General features: G+C 37.0%; 25 protein-coding genes. 15 read left to right on the plus strand and 10 right to left on the minus strand.

Features of this window, described 5'->3' with window-relative positions; all coding sequences use genetic code 11:
* The first annotated feature begins 237 nt into the window (after positions 1 to 237).
* A complete protein-coding gene (locus PL8927_RS02240) occupies positions 238 to 2,547 on the plus strand; it encodes a phosphodiester glycosidase family protein (RefSeq protein ID WP_083617165.1) in 2,310 nt (769 codons plus the stop codon).
* A gap of 174 nt (positions 2,548 to 2,721) precedes the next feature.
* The gene (locus tag PL8927_RS02245) at positions 2,722 to 3,549 is read left to right on the plus strand and encodes a pentapeptide repeat-containing protein (protein WP_083617168.1); all 828 of its coding nucleotides are present in this window, start codon (positions 2,722 to 2,724) and stop codon (positions 3,547 to 3,549) included.
* Positions 3,550 to 3,553: 4 nt separating this feature from the next.
* On the opposite strand, the gene PL8927_RS02250 is transcribed toward PL8927_RS02245, so the two are convergent.
* The 8 genes from PL8927_RS02250 to PL8927_RS02285 all read right to left on the minus strand — a co-directional run bounded on the left by PL8927_RS02250 (position 3,554) and on the right by PL8927_RS02285 (position 12,067).
* Positions 3,554 to 4,663, minus strand: coding sequence for a phosphodiester glycosidase family protein (locus PL8927_RS02250; RefSeq protein ID WP_083617170.1), 1,110 nt, complete (start codon positions 4,661 to 4,663; stop codon positions 3,554 to 3,556).
* Between the two features lie 36 nt (positions 4,664 to 4,699).
* Complete coding sequence (locus tag PL8927_RS02255) at positions 4,700 to 5,401, minus strand: ABC transporter ATP-binding protein (protein ID WP_083617173.1); 702 nt, start codon at positions 5,399 to 5,401, stop codon at positions 4,700 to 4,702.
* 3 nt (positions 5,402 to 5,404) lie between these two features.
* Complete coding sequence (locus PL8927_RS02260; RefSeq protein ID WP_083617177.1) at positions 5,405 to 6,184, minus strand: ABC transporter ATP-binding protein; 780 nt, start codon at positions 6,182 to 6,184, stop codon at positions 5,405 to 5,407.
* Between the two features lie 3 nt (positions 6,185 to 6,187).
* Positions 6,188 to 7,150 carry a branched-chain amino acid ABC transporter permease gene (locus PL8927_RS02265; RefSeq protein ID WP_083617179.1) on the minus strand — a complete coding sequence of 321 codons (963 nt, stop codon included), beginning with the start codon at positions 7,148 to 7,150 and terminating at the stop codon, positions 6,188 to 6,190.
* Between the two features lie 9 nt (positions 7,151 to 7,159).
* Complete coding sequence (locus PL8927_RS02270; protein ID WP_083617181.1) at positions 7,160 to 8,110, minus strand: branched-chain amino acid ABC transporter permease; 951 nt, start codon at positions 8,108 to 8,110, stop codon at positions 7,160 to 7,162.
* 156 nt (positions 8,111 to 8,266) lie between these two features.
* Positions 8,267 to 9,478, minus strand: a complete 1,212-nt coding sequence (locus PL8927_RS02275) for an ABC transporter substrate-binding protein (protein ID WP_083617184.1) — start codon at positions 9,476 to 9,478, stop codon at positions 8,267 to 8,269.
* A 411-nt stretch (positions 9,479 to 9,889) separates the two neighbouring features.
* Positions 9,890 to 10,465, minus strand: a complete 576-nt coding sequence (locus PL8927_RS02280) for a hypothetical protein (RefSeq protein ID WP_156093073.1) — start codon at positions 10,463 to 10,465, stop codon at positions 9,890 to 9,892.
* Positions 10,466 to 11,047: 582 nt separating this feature from the next.
* The gene (locus PL8927_RS02285; protein WP_083617189.1) at positions 11,048 to 12,067 is read right to left on the minus strand and encodes a GUN4 domain-containing protein; all 1,020 of its coding nucleotides are present in this window, start codon (positions 12,065 to 12,067) and stop codon (positions 11,048 to 11,050) included.
* Between the two features lie 203 nt (positions 12,068 to 12,270).
* On the opposite strand from PL8927_RS02285, the gene PL8927_RS02290 reads away from it, so the two are divergent.
* From PL8927_RS02290 to PL8927_RS02340, 11 genes are all read left to right on the plus strand, one after another.
* Entirely contained in the window at positions 12,271 to 12,675 is a 405-nt protein-coding gene (locus PL8927_RS02290) for a ribonuclease domain-containing protein (protein ID WP_083617190.1), read from the plus strand.
* Complete coding sequence (locus PL8927_RS02295; protein ID WP_083617193.1) at positions 12,672 to 13,079, plus strand: barstar family protein; 408 nt, start codon at positions 12,672 to 12,674, stop codon at positions 13,077 to 13,079. Before PL8927_RS02290 ends, PL8927_RS02295 begins: the two co-directional genes overlap by 4 nt.
* A 199-nt stretch (positions 13,080 to 13,278) precedes the next feature.
* Positions 13,279 to 13,632: a type II toxin-antitoxin system RelE/ParE family toxin gene (locus tag PL8927_RS02300; protein WP_083617196.1), complete on the plus strand. Its 354-nt coding sequence runs from the start codon at positions 13,279 to 13,281 to the stop codon at positions 13,630 to 13,632.
* The gene (locus PL8927_RS02305) at positions 13,629 to 13,934 is read left to right on the plus strand and encodes a helix-turn-helix domain-containing protein (RefSeq protein ID WP_072716898.1); all 306 of its coding nucleotides are present in this window, start codon (positions 13,629 to 13,631) and stop codon (positions 13,932 to 13,934) included. Before PL8927_RS02300 ends, PL8927_RS02305 begins: the two co-directional genes overlap by 4 nt.
* Before the next feature lie 144 nt (positions 13,935 to 14,078).
* Positions 14,079 to 14,540 (plus strand): hypothetical protein, encoded by a 462-nt coding sequence (locus PL8927_RS02310; RefSeq protein ID WP_083617199.1) that lies wholly within the window; start codon positions 14,079 to 14,081, stop codon positions 14,538 to 14,540.
* On the plus strand, positions 14,497 to 14,655 hold the full coding sequence (locus PL8927_RS02315; RefSeq protein ID WP_156093074.1) for a hypothetical protein: 159 nt from the start codon (positions 14,497 to 14,499) through the stop codon (positions 14,653 to 14,655). Before PL8927_RS02310 ends, PL8927_RS02315 begins: the two co-directional genes overlap by 44 nt.
* Before the next feature lie 137 nt (positions 14,656 to 14,792).
* Positions 14,793 to 17,768 carry an L-glutamate gamma-semialdehyde dehydrogenase gene (pruA, locus tag PL8927_RS02320; RefSeq protein ID WP_083617202.1) on the plus strand — a complete coding sequence of 992 codons (2,976 nt, stop codon included), beginning with the start codon at positions 14,793 to 14,795 and terminating at the stop codon, positions 17,766 to 17,768.
* Between the two features lie 242 nt (positions 17,769 to 18,010).
* The gene (locus tag PL8927_RS02325; RefSeq protein ID WP_083617205.1) at positions 18,011 to 18,313 is read left to right on the plus strand and encodes a type II toxin-antitoxin system HigB family toxin; all 303 of its coding nucleotides are present in this window, start codon (positions 18,011 to 18,013) and stop codon (positions 18,311 to 18,313) included.
* A complete protein-coding gene (locus PL8927_RS02330; RefSeq protein WP_083617207.1) occupies positions 18,297 to 18,695 on the plus strand; it encodes a helix-turn-helix domain-containing protein in 399 nt (132 codons plus the stop codon). The genes PL8927_RS02325 and PL8927_RS02330 overlap by 17 nt, the downstream gene beginning before the upstream one ends.
* Positions 18,696 to 18,791: 96 nt before the next feature.
* Positions 18,792 to 19,091 (plus strand): hypothetical protein, encoded by a 300-nt coding sequence (locus tag PL8927_RS02335; protein WP_156093075.1) that lies wholly within the window; start codon positions 18,792 to 18,794, stop codon positions 19,089 to 19,091.
* A complete protein-coding gene (locus PL8927_RS02340; RefSeq protein WP_083617210.1) occupies positions 19,084 to 19,425 on the plus strand; it encodes a type II toxin-antitoxin system PemK/MazF family toxin in 342 nt (113 codons plus the stop codon). The genes PL8927_RS02335 and PL8927_RS02340 overlap by 8 nt, the downstream gene beginning before the upstream one ends.
* Before the next feature lie 110 nt (positions 19,426 to 19,535).
* On the opposite strand, the gene PL8927_RS02345 is transcribed toward PL8927_RS02340, so the two are convergent.
* On the minus strand, positions 19,536 to 19,760 hold the full coding sequence (locus tag PL8927_RS02345; RefSeq protein ID WP_083617216.1) for a hypothetical protein: 225 nt from the start codon (positions 19,758 to 19,760) through the stop codon (positions 19,536 to 19,538).
* Positions 19,761 to 20,086: 326 nt separating this feature from the next.
* Between PL8927_RS02345 and PL8927_RS02350 the strand changes: the two genes are divergently transcribed.
* On the plus strand, positions 20,087 to 20,920 hold the full coding sequence (locus tag PL8927_RS02350; RefSeq protein WP_083617219.1) for a VIT1/CCC1 transporter family protein: 834 nt from the start codon (positions 20,087 to 20,089) through the stop codon (positions 20,918 to 20,920).
* Positions 20,921 to 20,924: 4 nt separating this feature from the next.
* Entirely contained in the window at positions 20,925 to 21,872 is a 948-nt protein-coding gene (locus tag PL8927_RS02355; RefSeq protein ID WP_083617222.1) for a hypothetical protein, read from the plus strand.
* Between the two features lie 43 nt (positions 21,873 to 21,915).
* On the opposite strand, the gene PL8927_RS02360 is transcribed toward PL8927_RS02355, so the two are convergent.
* Complete coding sequence (locus PL8927_RS02360; RefSeq protein WP_197047292.1) at positions 21,916 to 22,236, minus strand: helix-turn-helix domain-containing transcriptional regulator; 321 nt, start codon at positions 22,234 to 22,236, stop codon at positions 21,916 to 21,918.
* Positions 22,237 to 22,257 lie beyond the last annotated feature (21 nt).

The raw sequence follows: 22,257 nt of genomic DNA on the forward strand, positions 1-22,257 counted from the left end.
AGGGAACAGGGAACAGGGAACAGGGAACAGGGAATAGGGAATAGGGAATAGGGAATAGGGAATAGGGAATAGGGGGGAAAAGAAAATAGGGAATAAGGGATAGAAAAAAGTGATTAGCCAACATTTAAGAACTTCATATTAAATATAGAACTCAAAAACTTATACGGAATGGAGAGTCCATTCGGTGAAATAATCTTACTGTATTAGGTCTATCTCTTTGATTGTTAACTCAATAATATGAACAGTTCACAACCTATTTTTTTAGATATCACCCAACATTGGGCGCGTCCTTTTATTCAACGTTTGCAAGCTCAAGGTTTCATTAATGGGTTTAAGGATAACACATTTCGCCCGGATCAAAATTTAACTCGTGCGGAATTTGCAACGCTTTTACAGGCGACATTTCCCACATCTGCTAAACGTCAATATGTTCAATTTAGTGATGTTTCGAGGGATTTTTGGGCTGCAAAAGCAATTCAAACGGCTTATGAATCTGGATTTATTTCGGGGTTCCCTGATGGACGGTTTTACCCTCAAAATCCCGTCACGCGCTTACAAGTTTTATTAGCGTTAGTTTCGGGTTTAAACTTAGCCAAAGGTGAGCATTTAAACTTAGAAGATATTTATACTGATGCGGATCAAATTCCTAATTATGCGACTCAAGCAATTATTACAGCAACTCGTTCTCAATGGGTTGTGAATTATCCTAATCCTGAAGCGTTTAATCCTAATTTAACCGCAACACGAGGAGAAGTTGCTGCGATTATTTATCAAGCTTTAGTCCTGCTTAAAAAAGCTGATCCGATCATTTGTCAATATATTGTAGAATTATCTAAACGGGGAATTATTCGCACAGGAACCCACCTGTCTGTCAATGGGCGAAAATGGAAGTTACCTTGGAGTCAATGGAGTTCAGGAATTGCTACAAATACGGGAATTAGTGACAAAGGAATCATGCAAGTTTTAGGGATAAATCCCTTAAATACGACGGAGGAAAGCCAGCAAGCTGTGAGTTGGTTTTCTGCAAATTCTTATAACCTCCCAACAACTTTTGATGCCGAATGTCGCTATTTAAAAATTAATTCGTTGGCGGAATTATCGGGATGGGATTTAGAGATTGAAGACCAAACTCTTAACGTTATTTCTAAATTGGGAACTGTGCAAACTTTAACCTTTGAAGAACCTGCTAATCGTTCTCAAATGACTGTTACTTTAAATCAACCAACTCCTTGGGAACTTTATCAACAAAATACTCAATGGGAAGTCGTTGTAGATGCGATTACGAATCCAACAATTGCTAAACCCTTCCAAGAACAATCTCAACCTACACCGCCTTCTGACAATTCTGAACAACAAAATGAAGGAGAAACGGGAGGAAATGCCCAAAAACCTGCTCGTCCGATTGTTAAAATTGCTAATAATCAAACGGTGATTCAAGGAACTTTACCCGATGGTTATGGGGTGAAGGTTTCTAGTCTAAATAATCCGAATCGAATTGTTATTGAATTACGCCAGGATGCTTTAATTTCACGCGATATTACTTGGACAAAAGGACTGCGCTGGCGACAACAATATATGACTTTAAATAATAGCCGTTTTCCGGTTGTTTGGTTAATGCTAACTCCGGGTTCGAGTTTGAATTTACGTCCAATTTGGACAAACCAAACGGGAATGAAGGGAATTGACAGTTTGGCGAAAACCGTAGATAATTGTCAATGTTTAGGAGCAATTAATGGTGGCTATTTTAACCGCAATAATCTTTTACCTTTAGGGGCAATTCGGCGGGATAATCAATGGTTTTCGGGGCCGATTTTAAACCGAGGAGCGATCGCTTGGAATGATTCGGGACAAGTTAAAATTGCTCGTTTAAGTTTAAAAGAAACCTTAATTACTTCATCAGGACAACGGTTAGATTGTGAATTACTGAATACAGGTTATGTGAAAGCTGGAATTGCTCGATATACTCCTGAATGGGGCGAAAGTTATACCCCTTTAGCGGGGAATGAAATTATAATTGTTGTGGAAAATAATATCGTTAAACAACAACTTGAACAGACAAATACGACCACTGCCATTGCAATTCCTAAAAATGGTTATTTATTAACTTTGCGATCATTTCGGAGTGTTTTAAGTTCGTTTTCTATCGGTACATCTATCACGATAGAATCCCAAACAACACCCTCGGATTTTAATGCTTTTCCCCATATTTTAGGCGGGGGGCCATTACTATTACAAAATGGACAAGTAGTTGTTGATGCGATCGCCGAAGGGTTTAATATTTGGTTTGCTGATCAGTCTGCAATTCGTAGCAGTGTCGGGGTTACGGCCAAGGGAGAATGGTTAATTGCCACCGTCCATAACCGTGTGGGGGGTGTCGGTGCTAAATTAACAGAAATGGCGCTCCTAATGCAGCAATTAGGCGCCACAGATGCGCTAAATTTAGACGGAGGAAGTTCCACCAGTTTAGTCTTAGGAGGTCAACTTTTAAACCGAATTCCCGATACTGCCGCCCCCGTTCACAATGGTTTAGGGGTATTTCGCCGATAAAAAATGCTGAGGGAGAGAGGAGTATGTTAAGCTATAGCGCTAATATAGATTGCAGTTACTATCTCCTCTTTTGTTGATTGAATCACAAACTAGGATCAAAATTTGGAATCGAAAAGATTTTTATTTTCTGATTCTTAATTATAAATGCTAAATCCTTAATTGCGGACTCCTGCCATGATAACTCCGGGTGAGTTGAATTACTATTATAAAGTGTTAGATCTTAAGCCTGGTGCCTCCTTAGAATTGGTGGATCAGGCTTATAAAGACTTGGCATTTATTTGGCATCCCGATCGCATTCCTGAAGACAATCAACGATTAAGAAAAATCGCTGAGGAAAAACTCAAAGAACTTAATCAAGCGCGAGAGAAATTGCGCTCTTTATTGCGTCGTTCTTCATCAAATTCAACTCAACGCTCATCAACAGTTCAGCGTTCAGAAGCTTATCCTCGTTCTTCCTCCAATGGGTCAGGACATTCGACTTCCAACACCCATCAACGAGCCTCTTCTTCCTATCAATCTTCGACCTATCAAAGCCGTGTAAAAACTCCTGAAAATGCAACTTTTCAGCGTTCTCCAACTTCTGTTAATTCTCAACCGCAAACACCACCTTCTCCACCACCCCCTCCCCCTAAACCCACAGAATTAAGTGGATTAAGTTTTAAAGGGGAAGATTTAAAAGAACGGGATTTTTCTAGTCGAAATTTAAGCGGTGCGGACTTAAGTGAAGCTGATTTAAGTGATGCGTTTTTACATAAAGTTAACTTAAGTGGTGCTTGTTTGTATAAAGCAAATTTATTTAGAGCTAATTTTTTACAGGCGAATTTAACCTATGCGAATTTACAAGAAGCTAATTTAATTGGGGCTGATTTAAGTGGGGCTGATTTAAGATGTGCCAATTTAACCGGGGCAAAAGTAGGAATAGGCGATAAAATTATGGTAAAATTAACAGGAGCTAAATTACAAGGGGCGATTTTACCCGATGGAAGTGTTCATCCTCAATAAGAATTTAACTATTAATGGGAATGAGGGGACGTTGACCAGCTTGGAACTGTTTCCAAGCGGTTTTAAGTTGAGTTGGGGCGGGATAATTGCGATCATAAATCACAATCACATTCGTTAAATTTCGCCCTGGATTAATATACATATCTCCGTGATAAGCTAACCCTTCCGACGCACCGCCATCTAAATTCATCGCTTCATAACATCCAATTGTTTTCATGACTTCTGCTTCTTGTTGTAATGTTAAACTCGCTAAAAAAGAAACTAAAAAGAGTTCTTTTCCGGTTTGAGAAAATCCAATAGCGGTACGATATCCTCGATCTAAAACATGAGGATCATTAAACCCTTCTGTTTTGGGTGCTAACCAAATTTTACCCTGTTTTATTAATCGAGGGCCACAGGTTAAAGAAAACCAATGTTGATTCCATTCTGGCTTTCCTTCGAGTCTAGTTGTGATCATTTCCGGTCGATTTCCGGCTTTTAATCCTAACGTTGTCCCAAAATTTTCCCAACGACTATATTTTAAAAATTTGCCTTCCCCAACTATATTTCCCATGACTCGTTTTTGAGCATCTTTACTAAAAAAAGTCCCATTAGCAACGACCGCCGCCGGATACCGTTTGACAAAGTTTAAAAAGGATTCATCTCCGAAAGATTTTTGACTACTATTCGCTTGAGGTGCGTTATTAGCTAACCCAATGGTTATCAAATTTTCAGGATCAGTTAAATTAATAATGGTTTGATAAAACGGAATCCCAAATAATGTTTTTTGAAGAATTTGTACAGGTTGTATCCCGTTTAATAAAACAGCAGAATTGTTAGGACTAGGAGAAGGAGAGTTTGGAATAATCAGGGGTTGGGGTGTGGGGGTATTGAGAATAGGTGTTTTAACAATTGTAGGAGTAGAAATTGAAGATTGAGGTGTAGGAGGAGTAGTAGCAAATCGTTCTGAAAAATAGGTTTGTTTGAATTGATTGATCAATTGTAATGTGCGATCGCGGTTTTCAGCAATTGAGAAAAAAGCTTTTAAACCCTTGAAAATTAAGAACCCAATTAATAATAAAAAGCTGCGACGTACCATCGTTTGACAACCCTTTTGTTTTTTATAATTTGGCATAATATTTTTTATCAATAGTCATTGTATAATATTCTTTTAACCTAAATAGGCTTGTTTGACTCGTTCATCCATTAATAAATCAGAAGCTTTTCCAGTTAAGGTTAAACAACCCGCTTCTAAAACATAACCTCGATCCGCAATTTCTAAGGCTAAATGGGCATTTTGCTCCACTAATAAAATCGTAACACCAGATTGATTCAGTTGACGAATAACTGAGAAAATTTCTCGAACAATTTGGGGGGCTAATCCTAAACTGGGTTCATCTAATAATAATAGCTGAGGACGACTCATGACCGCACGGGCGATCGCTAACATTTGTTGTTCTCCACCGCTTAGAGTTCCTGCTAATTGATGTTTTCGTTCTGCTAACCGAGGAAAGGTGAGAAATTGTTTTTCAATATCCGCTTTAATTCCTAAGCGATCGCTGCGGGTATAAGCCCCTAATTCTAAATTCGTTAATATCGTTTGTCGAGATAGTATTCTCCGACCTTCTGGACTTTGGGCGATTCCTCTTTTAACCACTTGATCAGGACGTAAATTAGTAATATCTTTTCCTTGATAAATTAGTTTTCCTTGATGGGGATTAATTAAGCGAGAAATCGTTTTTAACGTGGTACTTTTTCCGGCTCCATTGGCTCCAATTAAGGTGACAATTTCCCCTTGGTTTACCACAATATTAATGTCTTTTAAGGCTTGAATAGAGCCATAATTAACGGATACATTCACTAATTCTAACATAATTTATTCATCTCCTAAATAAGCTTCAATGACCGCAGAATTATTTCTTACTATTTCCGGTTCTCCTAATGCAATGAGTTTACCAAAGTCTAAAACTGCAATGCGATCGCACAACCCCATGACTAAGGGGACATGATGTTCTATTAAAATTACTGTTAATTGGAATTGTTTCGCAATATGTCGAATTAAATCACTCAATTCTTTTTTCTCACTAGGGTTCATCCCCGCCGCTGGTTCATCTAATAATAATAATTTCGGTTCTAAGGCTAACGCACGGGCAATTTCTAAGCGTCTTTGGTCGCCATAAGCAAAATTACAGGCTTTTTGTTCAGCCCGATCTGCTAATCCCAAAATCGCTAATAATTCCCTAGCTTTTTGATAGTTTTTTTGTTCGATTTGAACGGCTTGGGGTAAGCCTAAAATCCCTGAAATCAGATTAGATTTGTTGTGAGTATGACGAGCGATCGCAACATTTTCTAAAGCCGATAAATTACCAAATAACCGCAGATTTTGAAAAGTTCTGGCTATTCCTTGTTCTGCAATTTGATAAGGTTTTAATTGAGTTATGGGATTATTTTGATAAATTAATGATCCTTTTGAAGGCGGAATTAACCCAGTAATTAAATTAAATAAAGTTGTTTTTCCGGCTCCATTAGGGCCAATTAAACCAAATATTTCTTGATTTTGAACCGTGAAAGACACCTGATCAACGGCTAATAAACCCCCGAAATATCGGGTTAAACCTTGTACCTCTAAAATCGGTTGTACTGTTGATGAACTCATCGGTTAACCTTTAATAGATTGTTTTTTCAAAATTCCTCGAAAAGGATTATTTCGAGAAATTTTATTTAATAATTCAGGAGTAATTAAGCCTTGAGGATAGAAAATTGATCCTAAAACCAATAACACCCCAAAAATAATTAAACGACCATCTCGCAGAAATTGAGCTAACCATAAGGGTAAACTGCTTATTCCTCCCATTCCCCGTAAAACTTCAGGTAAGGCGGTCAAAATAATTCCTCCTAAAACTGGCCCCCAAAAGGTTCTTGATCCTCCAATTAAGACAAAAGCTAAATAAATAATACTACTATCAAAGGTTCCTTGACGAGCATTCCAAGTATTGAGAAAATGGGCGCTAATCGTTCCCACTAATCCGGCTAAAATTGCCCCCAAAGTAAAGGATAATACTTTATAATAAGTGGGGTTAACTCCCATTGAATCGGCGGCTAATTCATCTTCTCGAATCGCACTAAAAGCTCGTCCCGCTTTAATTTTTTCTAAGCGATATAAGAAGACCATGCTTAGAATTAATAAGGGAATCGCAACCCATAAATATTCCAGAGAAGTTGTAAAGGGTTGAGGAATTCCAAAGATACCTACAGCCCCGCCTGTTATTTCTAAATTCAAGGCTAAAACCCTTAAAATTTCTACAAAAGCAATGGTTGAAATTGCTAAATAAATTCCCCGTAATCTCAACACTGGAATGCCTAATCCTACAGCTAAAATAGCAGAAATTAGGGCAGTTATTAGCAGTTCTAAAAATAGAAAATGCCAGGGAAAAATCGGCCCTGTAAATTTAAACACTTGCGTTGATAAAATCGCGGCAATATAACCACCTAACGCATAAAATCCAGGGGTTGCTAAGGAGAGTTGACCCGCCATTAAAGGTAAATAAACAGACAACCCCAAAACCGATCCAAAGAGCATGGAAACGATTAAAAAACCATAGGTGTTAAAAAAATTAATCATGAATTGTAATTATACCTTTTGAATGCGTTTACGTCCGAATAATCCTTGGGGTCGAACTAATAGCATAATAAATAGAATAGCAAAAGCGATCGCTTCTCGATAACCGGAAAAATCCGACGGAACAAAAGCTTCTGCTAATCCTAATAATAACCCCCCAATCACCGATCCGGGAATACTCCCTAACCCCCCTAAAACAATCACCCCTAACCCTTTTAACCCAAAACCAATCCCAAAATATGGCCCCGCAATACTAACACTAGAACCCACTAAAGTTCCTGCTAATCCTGCTAAGACACCACTCACAAAAAACGTTAATACAATAAATTGTTCGGTGTTAATTCCTAATAAACTAGCGGTAACTTCATCTTCTGCGACTGCTTGTAAAGCTTTCCCAAGTTTTGTACTATTAACAAAATAAGTTAATAACCCAACGATAACCGCACAAACTGAAAAAATAATCACTTGTACGGTTCTAATCATAATCGGTCGAGTCGCTGTCCCAAAATTAATTGCTGCGGGGATATTGCCATAAATATTATCAGGAAAGGTGTAAATTTCTGCCCCAACTAAATATTGAATTACGTTGACAATAACGACCGCAGCCCCTAAACTAGAAACGAGGGTTAATAAAGGATCAGCCCCTCTAACTCTTAACGGTTTAAAGGCTAATCGTTCTAAGATAACAGATGCTAATCCTGCTAGAATACTGCCTAAAATTAAGGCTAAAAAAAACGGCAATTGAAAGGGTAATTTTCCATTTGCTAATAATCCATTAAACCCAAAAACACCCCCGGATAATATATAGGTAAAATAAGCTCCTAGGGTAAAAATAGCCCCATGAGCAAAATTAATCACCCCTAAAATTGAAAAAACCAGAGTATACCCTAAAGCAAAAATAGCGTAAACACTACCAATGGATAAACCATTTAAAAAAGATTGCAGAAAAAAATTAAAATCCATAATTATTATCAATATAAGGTTTTTTCTTCTCTCATCTCTCGTTGCTAGGTTCTACCTAGCAATGTCTTATTACAGGCTCCGCCTGCTATTTTCACTGGAGGCAGAGCCTCCTTAATTGTGTTCCCTGGTAGAACCAGGGGAACCAGAAGATAGGGATTATTTTAAATAGGTGAATTTGCCATTTTTTCCCGTTTCATCCATTTTAATTTGAGCAACATAAAATTGTTCTTGTACTACTTCCCCTTCAGGAGTAAAGGAAATATTGCCTAAAACTGTTTGATATTTTCCTGCTAAAATGGCTTGATTTAATTGATCTCTTAGCTGTTCTAAGGATAAACTACTAACTTTATTCTTCTGGTCAACGGTTTTCAAAGCATCTACAAATACTTGAATTCCTGCGAAAGCTTGGGCGGTAAATTGAGGCGGTTCTTTTTTATTTTCAGCTTGATAAGTTTCCCGAAAGGTTTTATTAATTGGATTATCAATTTCAGGACTATAAGCTTGAGCAATAATCACACCATCACATTCTTTTTGACAGACGGAGAAAATATTAGAAGTATTTAAACCATTGCCGCCAATAATTAATCCTTGATAACCCAGTTGTCGTAACTGTTTAATTAAGTTTCCACCATCAGCAGCTAGTCCCGAAATAATAATTAAATCGGGGTTTAAATTAATCGTGGCGGTGGCTTGGTTCTGAAAATCGGTGTCTGTGGTTTGGAATTTTTGCACCGTGACTAAATCTAGGTTTAAATCTTTAACGGTTTGTTGAAAAGTTTCCGTTTCTGATTTACTAAAAGCATCATTTTGAGCGAATAAAACGGCTACTTTTTTAAGATTAGGATTAATTTTTAATGCTGCTTGTACCGCGTTAGGGGCGACAACCGCAACAGGTGCCGAAACCCTGGCAATATAATCCCCAATTTGAGGAACTCCTTTAGCGGTATTAGAAGGGCCTAAAACGGGGACTTTTGCTCGTTCGGCAATGGGGTCAGCGGCAAAGGCTTGTTGGGATAAAGAAGGGCCTAAAATTCCCACAACTTTCTCTTGAGTAATTAAAGTATTAAAGGCATTAATAGCGCCTTGTTCATCGCCTCCCCCATCTTGAAACGCTAATTTAATCGGAGTTCCATTCACACCTCCTTGTTGATTAAAATACTTTTCTGCCATTTTCGCGCCGATGACTTGTTCTTGTCCTAATAATGCGGCGTTACTGGTTTGAGCTAGGACAACTCCAATGGGAATTCCATTAGAATTTTGACTGGGAACAGTGTTATTTCCAGAGGGTTGAGAGGAATTACAGGCTACTACTAAAGAAAAGGTAATCCCTGATAAAAACAGAGGAATAAATTGGCGTCTCTTAATCATTAGGGTGCAAATCCTGCCAGAAATGAGTTGTCTTGCACTTAGAATTAAACTCCTGAGTGCAAGGGGGATGGCTGCCAATTATACAACTGTCTGGGAGCGGATACAAGCTGATCTTGAAAGCAGTGATCAGCGTCAAAATATATGACAGTTTGATAGTTCAATTAGGCGGAATGGAATATCAAGCTGAGGATTGAATTGCCTACATTGAAAACCTCTTATTTTACGGCTTAATTTTCACCGGAAAATGAGGAAGAATGCAGTTGAGATTTCCGGGGATTAAGCTACATTTACCTTATGTTAACCTATACTTAACCAAAAACCAATCCCTTCTTAATATTTATTTAACTAAATATTCTTAAACCTACGGCTCTCCTGAATCAATCCCTTTTGCTCAAAAATTTTTAACACCAATCAAATAGGATTGCTATATTTGATTAATTGTTGGTAACAAACGCCACAAAAATAAAAACACCACGTTATAATCCCCATTAATTTACTTCCATCTTCTAATAGAAAAAACCAGTCACTTTTGAACCCTATATAATCAATTTTTATAGGTAAAAAATCTAAAAAGATTGAAACAATAAAGAGGAGCAGAGCTAGGGCTAAAATTTTGAATTGAGTAAATTTTAAGATAATTTTTCTAAAATAGATTAAATGAAAAATAACCCAAATTAATTCTGCTACTATAACTATATCTTCTGAAATTCGGAGAAGATAGGGCAACCATTGCTCATGCAGCATCAATAAATCATCTAGCATCAGCCACAAAGAAATTAATCCCGATAATCCAATAAAATTTTTGATTTGTTTATCAAGATTATGTCTGGGCTTAATCAGGAAAAAAGTGAAAGTACAAATAGCCCAACTAAAGCACCAGGTTAAAATACCAAAATTAGAAATTAATCCGGTATAACTAGGCACTTTTGTTATCGAAAAAATATCTCTTGTTAATATATGAACGGGAACACGTTGTTGCCATGCCACAATCAATAATACAATTAAAAAGGGTGCATACAACTTCAGTAATGTTAAAGTTGTTTGATTCGGGATAATTTTTCTAAAATTAGACACAAGAAAATATCCTTTCATGGGAATAAAAGCAAGGGAAGAAAGGGTGATCAAAAAACTAACAATACTAGAGATTTGTGCCTGGTGGTTGTTCTCTGGAACTTGAAGGCTAACCTGATCTTAATCTTTTTTTTAACAGATGTTAACCCTTTTGAGGTTAATTTCTCAAACAGAAGAGATAAATCCCTCTGTAGATAGATATTTGGTTCTTAACATTAATATTTTAATTGAGTTGTAATTTTAAAATTAACCATTTTTCTAATAAAATAATAAAACTGAATACGCAGGAAAATGGGATCGCATTTATCTACCTGGCTAAAGTTTGTGTTAATAGCGAAATTCAAGATAGGTAGAACCTAGAAACCAGGGGCTGTTTATGCGCGATTAAATAGTTATCAATCTGCGATCGCTAATTTTAATCAAGAAGAGAAATACTTCTTCTACAAGTTCAAGTCGAAGTCGAAGTCGAAGTCGAAGTCGGAGAAGACGATAACAGACTTAAAACCCACAATTAGGGTTAATTAACAGTCGCCAAGTCCGGTTAAAACCCGAACCAAAGGTATCATAACTGTGACCTAATCGATAGGGAAAATGTCCCAAGGGAACCGTTTTGGGATCACCTTTCTCATAGGTCATATCACGAGGATCAATACGCCAACCCACCGCTTGTTCAAATTGTTCATAACGGTCTTCGAGTTTCTCCGAAGAATTACCGATGGATTTTAAAATTTTACCTTGAACACTTAAACCAAACCGCCCCTTAGAGTATTTCACCCATAGCTGATCAACCCCCTGGAGTTCCGAACAGGGAATTTCAGAAATTACCAAGGGAGCCGGAACATGAGGATAATTTTCAATCGGAATTCGGTACTTTTCAAACAATTCTAAGGTTTTTAAGTCTGCTTTTATCCATTGACCCGTTGCTAACGCATCAATGACAGCACAGTATTTAACTCGATGGGTCATGGAGGCGACCCCATTCCAAACACCCCCACTGACCCCGTTTCCGGTGGTGGCGGGTAAATGTCCATCGGGTGCGTGATCAGAAAAATTCAGTTGATCGTATTTAAGCCACTGACCTCCCCGACGCCAACCGACGCGATCGCCAAATTTCTCAGCCATCTCCGGGGTATAGTTACCAATTATCCCCCCTAAAGATGTCCAAATTTTTTCCTGTTGGTTAAACCCAAACCGACCATCACTATAATAATTCCACAATCGATTTATGGTTTGTAAATCCTCACAAACTAAACCTTCTACATCAGCTTGACTTAACCAACCTTCTGCTTGTCGGTTACTCAGTTTGAGTAAAATTCTAAAGGTTTCTTGATCCGCTTCTTTCCAGCGATACTCTGCTAATAATTGTTTGAGTTGTTGATAGTTTATATTGGCATTTGATGTTAGGTTAAAGACGGGATCGGGTTTAGGGGGTGGAGACGAGAACTGACAAGCCTGAAGACCCCAGGAAAATATAAGTACAATCCACAAATATCGCCAAGTTGAAGATTTTTTTAACATATTGAAGGTGTTCCTATTTAGAGAAATAGTGCAGATAAATTCTAGGTTTTCAATTTCTCTAACTTTTTACAAACTTATTCAATATAATGCAACTTTTATGACATATATCGACATTTCCTTATAAAAAATTAATAAAAATATGCTTTTAATAGCTATAATCATGATATTATCAATAATATTCTGGACGTAGTAAGTCAAAAACCATGTCTTTTTTGAGAAAAGGATTGATTTTTTTCCTAGCCTGCTTAGTCGGTTTTACCGTTACGATTACCCATCATTTTCACTTTTCTCCCGTTTCCGCTACGGAAACAACAATCATTGCTCAAGTTCCGACAGTTAATTTGAGTCAACTTCCAGCAGAAGCCCGGAATACTTTAAAATTAATTGCTCAAGGTGGCCCTTTTCCTTACCCAGAAAAAGATGGCTCAACTTTCTTTAATCGAGAAAAATTATTACCCAATAAACCCAATGGCTATTATCGGGAATATACCATACCAACTCCAGGGGTAAGCCATCGGGGAGCAAGGCGCTTTGTTGTCGGTAGTCAGGGGGAAATTTATTACACCAGCGACCATTATCAAAGTTTTTTGAGGGTTTTAAGACAATGAATCAAATATTAGATCTTATCCAGGGTAAAAGTCAGCCTAATATTTATCAGTTTCCCTTAGATATTTCGGCTGAGGAATTATCTAAACTTTGTCAAAACTATAACTGTCAGTTATTTTATTTTGACGGTAGCACAATTAACAATAAAGCTGATTTTCTAAAAACAGCCAGCACGGTGATGAATTTACCCGAATATTTTGGCTATAATTGGGATGCTTGGCAAGATTGTCTAACTGATCTTAGTTGGTTTGAAGCTTCATCTTATTTGCTTGTTTATGATCAATGGCAAAATTTTGCTGAGAATTATCCTAATGATTGGCAAATTTTACAGGATATTTTTTCAGAAGCGATCGCCTATTGGCTAAAGAGAAATAAGCGGTTTTATGTATTATTAGTCAATCCTTGATTTTCCTCGTTGCTAGGTTTGACCTGGCAATAGTTTCTAGCAGGCAAAGCCTGCTATTTTTGTTGGAGACTCTACCTCTATTCTTGATGAATTTCGCTACCCGAAAAATAGCTGTGCCCGTTGTGTAAGCCTCGGAGTTCTTACAATGCGATCGCACCGTCATATCTTAGTATATACCAAATAAGGTATATACTAAGATATGACTGATAAACCCATTCGCTGGATAGGATCATCCCTAGAAGATTTATCAAATTTTCCAGAGTCAGCCCGTCGTAAAGCTGGTTTTCAGCTTCGTGCTATTCAGAGAGGAGAGACACCTTCCGACTTTAAACCAATGTCTATTGTTGGTTTAGGAGTTGAAGAAATCCGTATTCGAGTTAATGATGCTTATCGCATCTTCTATGTTGCCCGGTTTGAGGAAGCTATTTATGTACTCCATGCTTTCCAAAAGAAGACTCAAAAAACCTCAAAAATAGATATAGAAATTGGACAAAAGCGTTATCAACAAATGTTGCAATACCGACAGTTTCATAAACAAGGAATGGACAAATGAGCCAGAATCAAGTTCCTGAAATTATTCAAGGTCGCACTAATGTATTTGAAGATTTAGGCTTTGCGCCTGAAGAAGCTCTCAATCTCAAAATTCGTGCTGATCTCATGTTAACAATTAAACATTTTATTCAGACAAAAGGATGGACTCAAAAGCAAGCTGCTGTATTTTTTGGCGAGACTCAACCTCGCATTAGTGATTTGATGAATGGCGATATCGAAAGATTTAGTATTGATAAATTAGTGATAATGATAGCTAAAGCAGGTATGGATATTCGTGTTGAAGTCAATATAAAAGCAGCCTAAAAGTTCTGTGAAATTCGAGAAAAAGGAAAAGGCTATCAATCGATGATGAATACCGTACTGCGCTCTTATTTTGAACATGAGGTGAACACGACTCAAGAATAAGTCATTACTAATCAATACCTTAGTTTAATCAGGAGAGTTGATATGATTGTTATTGATATAGACAATATTAGAGATACAATTAAGGAGTTAACAATTCCCCTGAAATCATACCCTGATGATTTTCTAGGATTTTATCAGAGGATTAACAACAGTATTTCTGCTGAAATCAATATCATTAAACAGTTAGATGGGATTGATTTAATTATTGTTGAAAATTTGTATAAAAATTATTATCGTTCAGAAATTAGTCCTCATGTCATTATCCAAAAACATGAACAGGAAACAGTCAATATTTGGATTTTAGGCAATTTTGAACATGAAAATCAAATTGTTTGGGAATTATCAGAAGTTTTTGCAGACTTTTATGTTGAATTTTTGCTGATGCCTATTTTTCATGTTTTTAACTATGCTGATATTAAACCAAACTTAATACAGGAATTTCAACAGGGAATCATTGTCTATGAGTGCGAAGAAAATTTATCGAGAAAAGTTTCTCTATCCTGAGTTTCAATCTGATGATACTTATAAAGCACCTCAAGAGCAAATTACCATAACTCAGGCTAGATTATTAATTCAAGATGTTGATAGAATTGTTAATCAAATTATAAATCTAATTTAACACTGTAAATCCAGTCACCCCTTTAGCCCTACAATAGAAGAAATGAACCAAAACACTAACGAGGGGAAAGAATTGTCAGAACTTCCTGATATTTTCTCCCCTTTGTCATGCTGTATCGTTATTGGAGACTTTAAACAGTGGTTGCACAATACCCTGACACCTACGAAGCCAAAACACAAGAGATTGCTAAACAACTGCTGGCGGCGACCCAGGAGAAAAAACGCTCATTGTTGGGTCAGTTACAAGACCAAATGCGCTTAGATGATAAACTCCTCGACTGGACAATGGCAAACCCTGGTTTACGGGTGCAATTATTTCATTTTATTGATTGTTTACCAGCGCTGCGGAGTAGACCCGAAATTGCCGCACATTTACAGGAATATCTGACAACAGAAGCAGTCGAACTCCCCGATTTTCTCAAAAAATTACTTAATTTTGCTAACCCCGACTCCGTAGCCGGACAACTGGCGGCAACAACAGTAGCTCCGGCGGTAGAAACCTTAGCTCAAAAATATATTGCTGGGGAAAATATTCCCAAAGTGATTAGAACTTTAGAACAGTTACGCAAAGATAAAATGGCGTTTACTGTTGATTTATTAGGGGAAGCTGTTATTACCGAAACTGAGGCAGAATCTTACCTCAATAATTATTTAGAATTGATAGAAAACCTCAGCAATGCTGCGAAAAGATGGCAGAATATTCCCCAAATTGATCAAGCCGATGGACAGCCTATTCCTCAAGTTCAAGTTTCCGTTAAATTAACGGCTTTTTATTCTCAATTTGACCCCTTAGATGCTAAAGGAAGTGAAGAAAAAGTTGGTAAACGTATCCGAATTTTATTACGTCGGGCGAAAGAATTGGGGGCTGCTGTTCATTTTGATATGGAACAATACGCCTATAAAGATTTAACCTTCAGCATTTTAAAAAATCTGTTGATGGAAGAAGAATTCCGCAGCCGCACGGATATTGGGATGACGGTACAAGCCTATTTGCGGGAGTCTCAAAAGGATTTAGAAGGAATTATAGAATGGCTGAAGTTGCGGGGATATCCCCTGAGTATTCGACTGGTTAAAGGGGCTTATTGGGATCAAGAAACAATTAAATCCATGCAGAATGACTGGCCCCAACCTGTCTATAATGATAAAGCTGCAACGGATGCTAATTTTGAACGGTTGACCCAATTGATGTTAGAAAATCATCAATATATTTATTCAGCTATTGGTAGCCATAATGTTCGTTCTCAAGCTAGAGCGATCGCCATTGCTGAAACCTTAAATGTCCCTAGTCGTGCCTTTGAAATGCAGGTATTATATGGCATGGGAGATCAACTCGCTAAAGCCTTAGTTCAGAAAGGATATCGGGTCAGAATGTATTGCCCTTATGGGGATTTATTACCCGGAATGTCTTATTTAATTCGGCGGTTATTAGAAAATACGGCTAATAGTTCCTTTGTGCGTCAAAGTTCAGAAAATCGCCCCATTGAGGAGTTATTATCACCTCCAAAAGATAACCCAAATAGCAATATTTTTGATACCTGGAAACCCGTATTTCCAAATTCAGCCGATACGAACTTTTCTAATGCTGCTTTACGCGATAAAGGGTTACGCGCCTTAGAAATTGTCTATCATCAATTGGGACAAACTTACAACCCGTTAATTAATGGTCAATATGTCAATACCGTGCAAATTGTAGACTCGGTAAACCCCTCCAACCCCTCAGAAATTGTTGGGAAAGTCGGGTTAATTAGTGTTGAACAGGCGGAAACCGCTATTCAAGCCGCCAAAGCTGCATTCCCTGCATGGCGGCATACTCCAGTCCGAGAACGGGCGGGTGTGCTGCGGAAAGCTGCCGAACTGTTTGAACAACGACGGGCGGAGTTCAGTGCTTGGATGGTGTATGAAGTCGGCAAACCCCTGCACCAGTGCGATGCTGAGATATCGGAAGCGATTGATTTTTGTCGCTATTATGCCGATGAAATGGAACGGTTAGATCAGGGCTACCAGTATGATACCGCCGGAGAAACCAACCGTTATAACTATCAGCCACGTGGCATTTCTCTGATTATTTCCCCCTGGAATTTCCCCCTCGCCATTCCCGTTGGGATGACGGTCGCATCCTTAGTCACGGGTAACTGCACGTTACTCAAGCCTGCGGAAGTTTCATCGGTGATTGCTGCTAAAATTACCGAAGTGTTAGTCGATGCAGGTGTGCCACCGGGAGTGTTCCAATATGTACCCGGAAAAGGTTCAACGGTGGGTTCCTACATGGTACAACACCCGGACGTTCACATGATTACCTTCACGGGTTCCCAAGAGGTGGGATGTCGGATTTATGCAGAAGCGGCACTGCTGAAACCCGGACAGAAACATCTGAAGCGGGTTGTTGCCGAAATGGGGGGCAAAAATGCCATTATTGTTGATGAAAGTGCCGACCTTGACCAAGCGGTGGCGGGGGTGGTCTATTCTGCCTTTGGGTATACGGGTCAAAAATGTTCCGCCTGTTCCCGCGTGGTGGTGTTGGAACCTGTTTATCAGGCGTTTGTTAACCGTTTAACAGAGGCAGTACGGTCTTTAAATGTGGGGGATGCGGCGTTACTGAGTACGCAGGTTGGCCCGGTGATTGATGCCAATGCTCAACAGAAGATTAAGGAGTATATTGAGATTGGTAAACAAGAAGCAGAATTAGCGATCCAAGTGTCTGTACCAGAAACGGGTTATTTTGTCGGCCCAACGGTTTTTATTAATGTTTTACCGACGGCAAAAATCGCCCAAGAGGAAATTTTTGGCCCGGTTTTATCCGTGATTAAAGCCCAAAATTTTGAGGAAGCGTTGACTATTGCTAATGGGACTAATTTTGCATTAACGGGGGGTTTATATTCACGAACTCCGTCCCATATTAGCAAGGCAAAAGCGGAATTTGAAGTAGGAAATTTGTATATTAACCGAGGAATTACGGGGGCTATTGTTTCCCGTCAACCCTTCGGTGGGTTTAAACTTTCGGGTGTTGGATCTAAGGCGGGTGGCCCCGATTATTTATTACAATTCTTAGAACCCCGTCACATCACTGAAAACATTCAACGTCAAGGTTTTGCACCCATTGAAGGCGTTGAATAAGCTAGTAGTTGCGCTTTAGCGCATTAAAAGGCGATCGCTCTTTTAAAAAGGGCGATCGCGCTATAATTAATATAGGATTATTGAGGAATTGAAAGAATATGAACCATAAACTCATCGATTCTTTAGTTCAAATCATTAATAAGTGTAAAGACTTGACGATATATTGAATAAATGATACAATTAAAATAAATTCAGATAAAAAATTGATAAGCCTATGAAAAAAATAATTAAGTTTAAAGATTATGTTCCATTTAATATCAATACGGAATCTTCGTACTGATACTGCAAAATATTCTGATGTCAAAAAGCAGATTGATGATTGGTATGCAGTTGTCAAAAAAGCCAATTGGAAGAACCTAGAAGATGTTCGTAAAATTTACCGAGATGCTGAAGCCGTGAGTAATTTTACTGTATTTAACATCAAAGGTAACAATTATCGATTAATTGTAGGTATCGACTACGAAGAACAGATCGTTTACTACAAATATTTTCTGACTCATGCCGAATATGACAAAGGCAAATGGAAAAATGACCCTTACTATTGATAAAGCTGTTTATAGAAATCTGTTAGCTGAAGTCACTCCTCAAGTGATTGAAACGGAGGAGGAGTATGATCGTATTTTAGCTATTGTTGAACGATTAACCTTTGCTAAAACTCGCACTCCTGAAGAACGAGCATTATTAAAATTGCTGGTTCAGTTAGTTGAAACCTACGAATCAGAACAGTATCCCATCGATGAATCTGCACCCCACGAGATCCTACAACATTTGATGGAAATCAGTGGAACTTGTGAAAAGGATTTAGTTGGTGCTATTGGCTCAAGTGATGTTGTCTCTGAAGTTGTTAATGGTAAACGTTCTATTAGTAAGATGCAAGCAAAAGCACTGGCTGATTATTTTCAAGTTTCAATTAACTTATTTATTTAGTTAAATTTTAATTTAATCTTTAGTAGCCCTGAAGTGTGAAAACAAGGGAGCGATCGCGCTATAATTAATATAGGATTATTGAGAAATTAAAAGAATATGAACCATAAACTCATCGATTCTTTAGTTCAAATCATTTCTTCATTAACACCGGAAGAAAGACAAAACTTAGAAAAACGATTAGCAAATCAGCAACTATCAATTCAACAGTCTTCTATTTCTATTAAAGATGATCCTGGTGTTGGAATGTGGAAAGATCGAGAAGATTTACAGAATTATAGTGAACCTAATACTCAAGAATGGCTTCATGCAGTTGCTAACAATCCCGCCTTTGACTTTCTAAAAAACCCTGAAGAAGATATTTACACCATTAGTGATGGAAAGCCGTTTTATGACTAAAGGTAAAGTTGTATTAGTGCATTTTCCATTTGATGATTTATCTGCAACAAAAGTCCGTCCTGCGTTTTGTCTTACCAATCAAATTGGGCAGTATAATCATATTATTCTAGCGTTGATTACCAGTACAACTCCAACTAATATAACAGAATCAGATGTTTTACTAAATACAGATCACCCTGATTTTAAAGCCTCTGGGTTACACAAACCTTCAACGATCAAGTTAGATTTTTTAGTCACAGTTCGATCATCTATTATCTTGCGTGAACTCGGTCAATTATCCGAAGATACACAAGAACAAATTACTCAAAAACTGTGTAAGTTACTGTCTGAATAATACAGAATATATTTTGTAGATAGTTGTTGTTGTGTTTTAGTACCCTAAAAAGCGATCGCTCTTTTAAAAAGGGCGATCGCTCTACACCAAACAAAATTAATATTAGAAGATCAAATATCTCCAATATTACTATCAGGAGCATCATTACTATCAGGAGCATCCACGAATAAACCTAAAATCATAATTACAAATCCTAGAAATTTCCCCCCTAATCCTAGCATTACATTGAATGGAAATAAAACCATTGCGACAATATCTCCTAGTCTGGAAAAGAAACCTTTTGCAAAAGCAAGAATAGATTCTTTAGCAACTTTTTTAGCAAACTTATCGCTCATAATTACTCCTTAATATTACTATTGAACCTGTTTGAGTTTGGTTTTTAGCAACTGTATCAAAACTCTATTGTGATTTTTGTAAAAATCGATAATGTTTTGGATAAAAGCTATTTTTTGCTAAACTCTTTAATATATTAATATATAACTCTGGTTTTGGTCATCCGTATAAATACGGAAATTTTCATGCTGTTATCAATCCGTATAAATACATAGATTTGCTAATAAAGACTGTATTAAAAGTTAAATTTTAAATTTGCTTGACGTTTAGATAGATTATAAATAAAATATACAGTGGCTCATGTTGATGATTAACCAGGGGTTCGATTATGAATGCTTTTATAAAATCTGATTTAGAGTCTCTAAAAGACGAACAACTCAGAAATATTTTTAACAACCTTAATCTGATCAATATTAATATTTTTCCTCCTAAACGACAGGAAATGATAAATACAATTTACGGTTTTCTGCAAAACCATACTAAGTCTGTAAAAAGCCTGAAAGAAATTAATGATCGAGATATTATCGGTTGTTGGCGAAAGTACATTAAAAAATTTATTTTAGAAAACAAAAATGAAAAAAATGATGAGTTGAGTGAACAAAAGGATCTAATTTTAGCACAAATTTTAAAAATTCATACGGTTACTGAAGTGAGTGAAATTAGAGACCAATTAGAAGCGATTTCACGCAATCTTTTGTTATTTGTGTTTAAATCATTAGGAGAGAAAGAAAAACAACAATTAATCAAAAAAATTCAGGAAGAAACTGCTGTTAAGTATCATGCTAAGCTAACGGATGAAATATTAAATAAAGCTATGATAGAAGCTATTTTAGGTGGTGCTACCCCAGTAGCTTTAGGTGCTGCACTACCTATAGTCGCTGGTTTGTCATTTCACTATTTATCAACAGGTTTCCTCGTCACTGTTGTACTGCCAGCAATTTTAGGTGTTTTTGGGATAAATTTGGCTGCATTTCTAGGAGGTTTAGCAGTTGTAGCAGGCCCTATTGGATGGGGAATTGCTGGAGGTGTTGGTTTAGTGGCAACATTATTAGCAGGTTCTAAGTTTTTCCAGCAAAGGGATGAAGTGTTATTGGTGATGACAATACTTTTTATTTATACTAGCATATATCAAAACCGAATGCCCACATTACCAGGAAATTAATAATATGTATGACCAGCTTTTAAAACAATTTCCTCAACTGAATGATTTAGGAGAGGTAACAATTAACTTTGCTAGTGGTATTGCTAGGAATGCTGCTACTCAGGAAGTTATTGCTCACGCCGAGCAAATCTTAGCTTGTAGTGATGTAGCGACCTATGCGGAAATTGTACTATCGTCTGCTGGGACTATTATTGTTAACTCGATTGATATCAAAAAAACATTAACCCTTGTTAAACAGATTCATAGTTTATCTGGGATTAATATTGCTCTATCAGGAATGAATTTAGGTGTTAATTTAGTTGGCTATTATCTGATTAGCTCCAAGTTAGACAACCTGGATAAGCAATTATTTATTGTTCAAAATCAAATAGAAAGCTTGATCAAAAATGAACAGCGTAAACTTTTATCCGAGAGTAAACTATTAATCAAAAATTCATTAACCTTGATTCAGCTTTTAGAAGATTATGGGCTGAGTGAAAATACAGCGTTAAGTATAGAACTATTATTAGATAGACAGGAAAATCATCTAAGAGAATTAATTAGCCTTCACAACAATCGAGATCAAATTAGCTTATCCTTAGATCAGATTTATATTATCTACTCAGCTTATATAAATTTATTCAAAGCTTATCTGACAGCGATTTACTTAAAACAGCAAAATCTAACTAGACAAAAAAATCGGATTCAAGAGGCTCGTGAAATTAATCATCTTTTATTATCTAAAGCCCTTCTCTATTTTATTTATCAAGAATGTTTATTTAATCCTCGAAGAATTTTAACGGAGTCAGAGATACAAGAGATTATTAGCTTGTATAAATTATATTCCCAGAGTTATATTGATAATCTCAACAATCATTATAGTTTTTTAATAAAAACTCCTTTAGATAAGTATCAAGATTTTCAGCAAAAAACCAACAATGCTTATCAGCCTATGATTTGGATTAAGCATTGAGTTATTGCACAAACACAATAACGATTAACCTTTAACCTGTTTATTATTCTGTTTCTTTCAAACTGATCGAAATTTGAAACCCTAAAGTATTTAAAACTTCAACAAAAGCATAAATTTCAGCACAACCGCTTTCTGTTAAGATTTGATCGAGTTTTTGATGAGATAACTTTGAAGATTCAGATAGAGTGTTATTTTGTTCTTGAGCTTCTATCACATTTCTCAAGACATTTCTCAGTAATTCCGGTTCTGGATGCTGTTCTTCTAAGCAGGCTTCAATATAAAGTGCAGCGTGTTCAGGATCTTTTAACTGTTCAATTAAAAACTCCTGATAACTTTTACTGGTTTGTATTTTCACGTTTGTCATAGTCTTTTCAATTTATTACTG

The organism is Planktothrix serta PCC 8927, assembly GCF_900010725.2.
Classification (GTDB): domain Bacteria; phylum Cyanobacteriota; class Cyanobacteriia; order Cyanobacteriales; family Microcoleaceae; genus Planktothrix; species Planktothrix serta.

What these genes read in the sequence shown, in the direction of transcription:
- PL8927_RS02340 (WP_083617210.1), top strand. Translation starts at nt 19,084, where the DNA reads ATGACTAAAGGTAAAGTTGTATTAGTGCATTTTCCATTTGATGATTTA.
- PL8927_RS02290 (WP_083617190.1), top strand. Translation starts at nt 12,271, where the DNA reads ATGTCTTTTTTGAGAAAAGGATTGATTTTTTTCCTAGCCTGCTTAGTC.
- PL8927_RS02350 (WP_083617219.1), top strand. Translation starts at nt 20,087, where the DNA reads ATGAATGCTTTTATAAAATCTGATTTAGAGTCTCTAAAAGACGAACAA.
- PL8927_RS02295 (WP_083617193.1), top strand. Translation starts at nt 12,672, where the DNA reads ATGAATCAAATATTAGATCTTATCCAGGGTAAAAGTCAGCCTAATATT.
- PL8927_RS02265 (WP_083617179.1), bottom strand. Translation starts at nt 7,150, where the DNA reads ATGATTAATTTTTTTAACACCTATGGTTTTTTAATCGTTTCCATGCTC.
- PL8927_RS02255 (WP_083617173.1), bottom strand. Translation starts at nt 5,401, where the DNA reads ATGTTAGAATTAGTGAATGTATCCGTTAATTATGGCTCTATTCAAGCC.
- PL8927_RS02335 (WP_156093075.1), top strand. Translation starts at nt 18,792, where the DNA reads ATGAACCATAAACTCATCGATTCTTTAGTTCAAATCATTTCTTCATTA.
- PL8927_RS02245 (WP_083617168.1), top strand. Translation starts at nt 2,722, where the DNA reads ATGATAACTCCGGGTGAGTTGAATTACTATTATAAAGTGTTAGATCTT.
- PL8927_RS02315 (WP_156093074.1), top strand. Translation starts at nt 14,497, where the DNA reads ATGAGTGCGAAGAAAATTTATCGAGAAAAGTTTCTCTATCCTGAGTTT.
- PL8927_RS02250 (WP_083617170.1), bottom strand. Translation starts at nt 4,663, where the DNA reads ATGCCAAATTATAAAAAACAAAAGGGTTGTCAAACGATGGTACGTCGC.
- PL8927_RS02360 (WP_197047292.1), bottom strand. Translation starts at nt 22,236, where the DNA reads ATGACAAACGTGAAAATACAAACCAGTAAAAGTTATCAGGAGTTTTTA.
- PL8927_RS02355 (WP_083617222.1), top strand. Translation starts at nt 20,925, where the DNA reads ATGTATGACCAGCTTTTAAAACAATTTCCTCAACTGAATGATTTAGGA.
- PL8927_RS02240 (WP_083617165.1), top strand. Translation starts at nt 238, where the DNA reads ATGAACAGTTCACAACCTATTTTTTTAGATATCACCCAACATTGGGCG.
- PL8927_RS02330 (WP_083617207.1), top strand. Translation starts at nt 18,297, where the DNA reads ATGACCCTTACTATTGATAAAGCTGTTTATAGAAATCTGTTAGCTGAA.
- PL8927_RS02285 (WP_083617189.1), bottom strand. Translation starts at nt 12,067, where the DNA reads ATGTTAAAAAAATCTTCAACTTGGCGATATTTGTGGATTGTACTTATA.
- PL8927_RS02345 (WP_083617216.1), bottom strand. Translation starts at nt 19,760, where the DNA reads ATGAGCGATAAGTTTGCTAAAAAAGTTGCTAAAGAATCTATTCTTGCT.
- PL8927_RS02305 (WP_072716898.1), top strand. Translation starts at nt 13,629, where the DNA reads ATGAGCCAGAATCAAGTTCCTGAAATTATTCAAGGTCGCACTAATGTA.
- PL8927_RS02310 (WP_083617199.1), top strand. Translation starts at nt 14,079, where the DNA reads ATGATTGTTATTGATATAGACAATATTAGAGATACAATTAAGGAGTTA.
- PL8927_RS02325 (WP_083617205.1), top strand. Translation starts at nt 18,011, where the DNA reads ATGTTCCATTTAATATCAATACGGAATCTTCGTACTGATACTGCAAAA.
- PL8927_RS02260 (WP_083617177.1), bottom strand. Translation starts at nt 6,184, where the DNA reads ATGAGTTCATCAACAGTACAACCGATTTTAGAGGTACAAGGTTTAACC.
- PL8927_RS02270 (WP_083617181.1), bottom strand. Translation starts at nt 8,110, where the DNA reads ATGGATTTTAATTTTTTTCTGCAATCTTTTTTAAATGGTTTATCCATT.
- PL8927_RS02275 (WP_083617184.1), bottom strand. Translation starts at nt 9,478, where the DNA reads ATGATTAAGAGACGCCAATTTATTCCTCTGTTTTTATCAGGGATTACC.
- PL8927_RS02300 (WP_083617196.1), top strand. Translation starts at nt 13,279, where the DNA reads ATGACTGATAAACCCATTCGCTGGATAGGATCATCCCTAGAAGATTTA.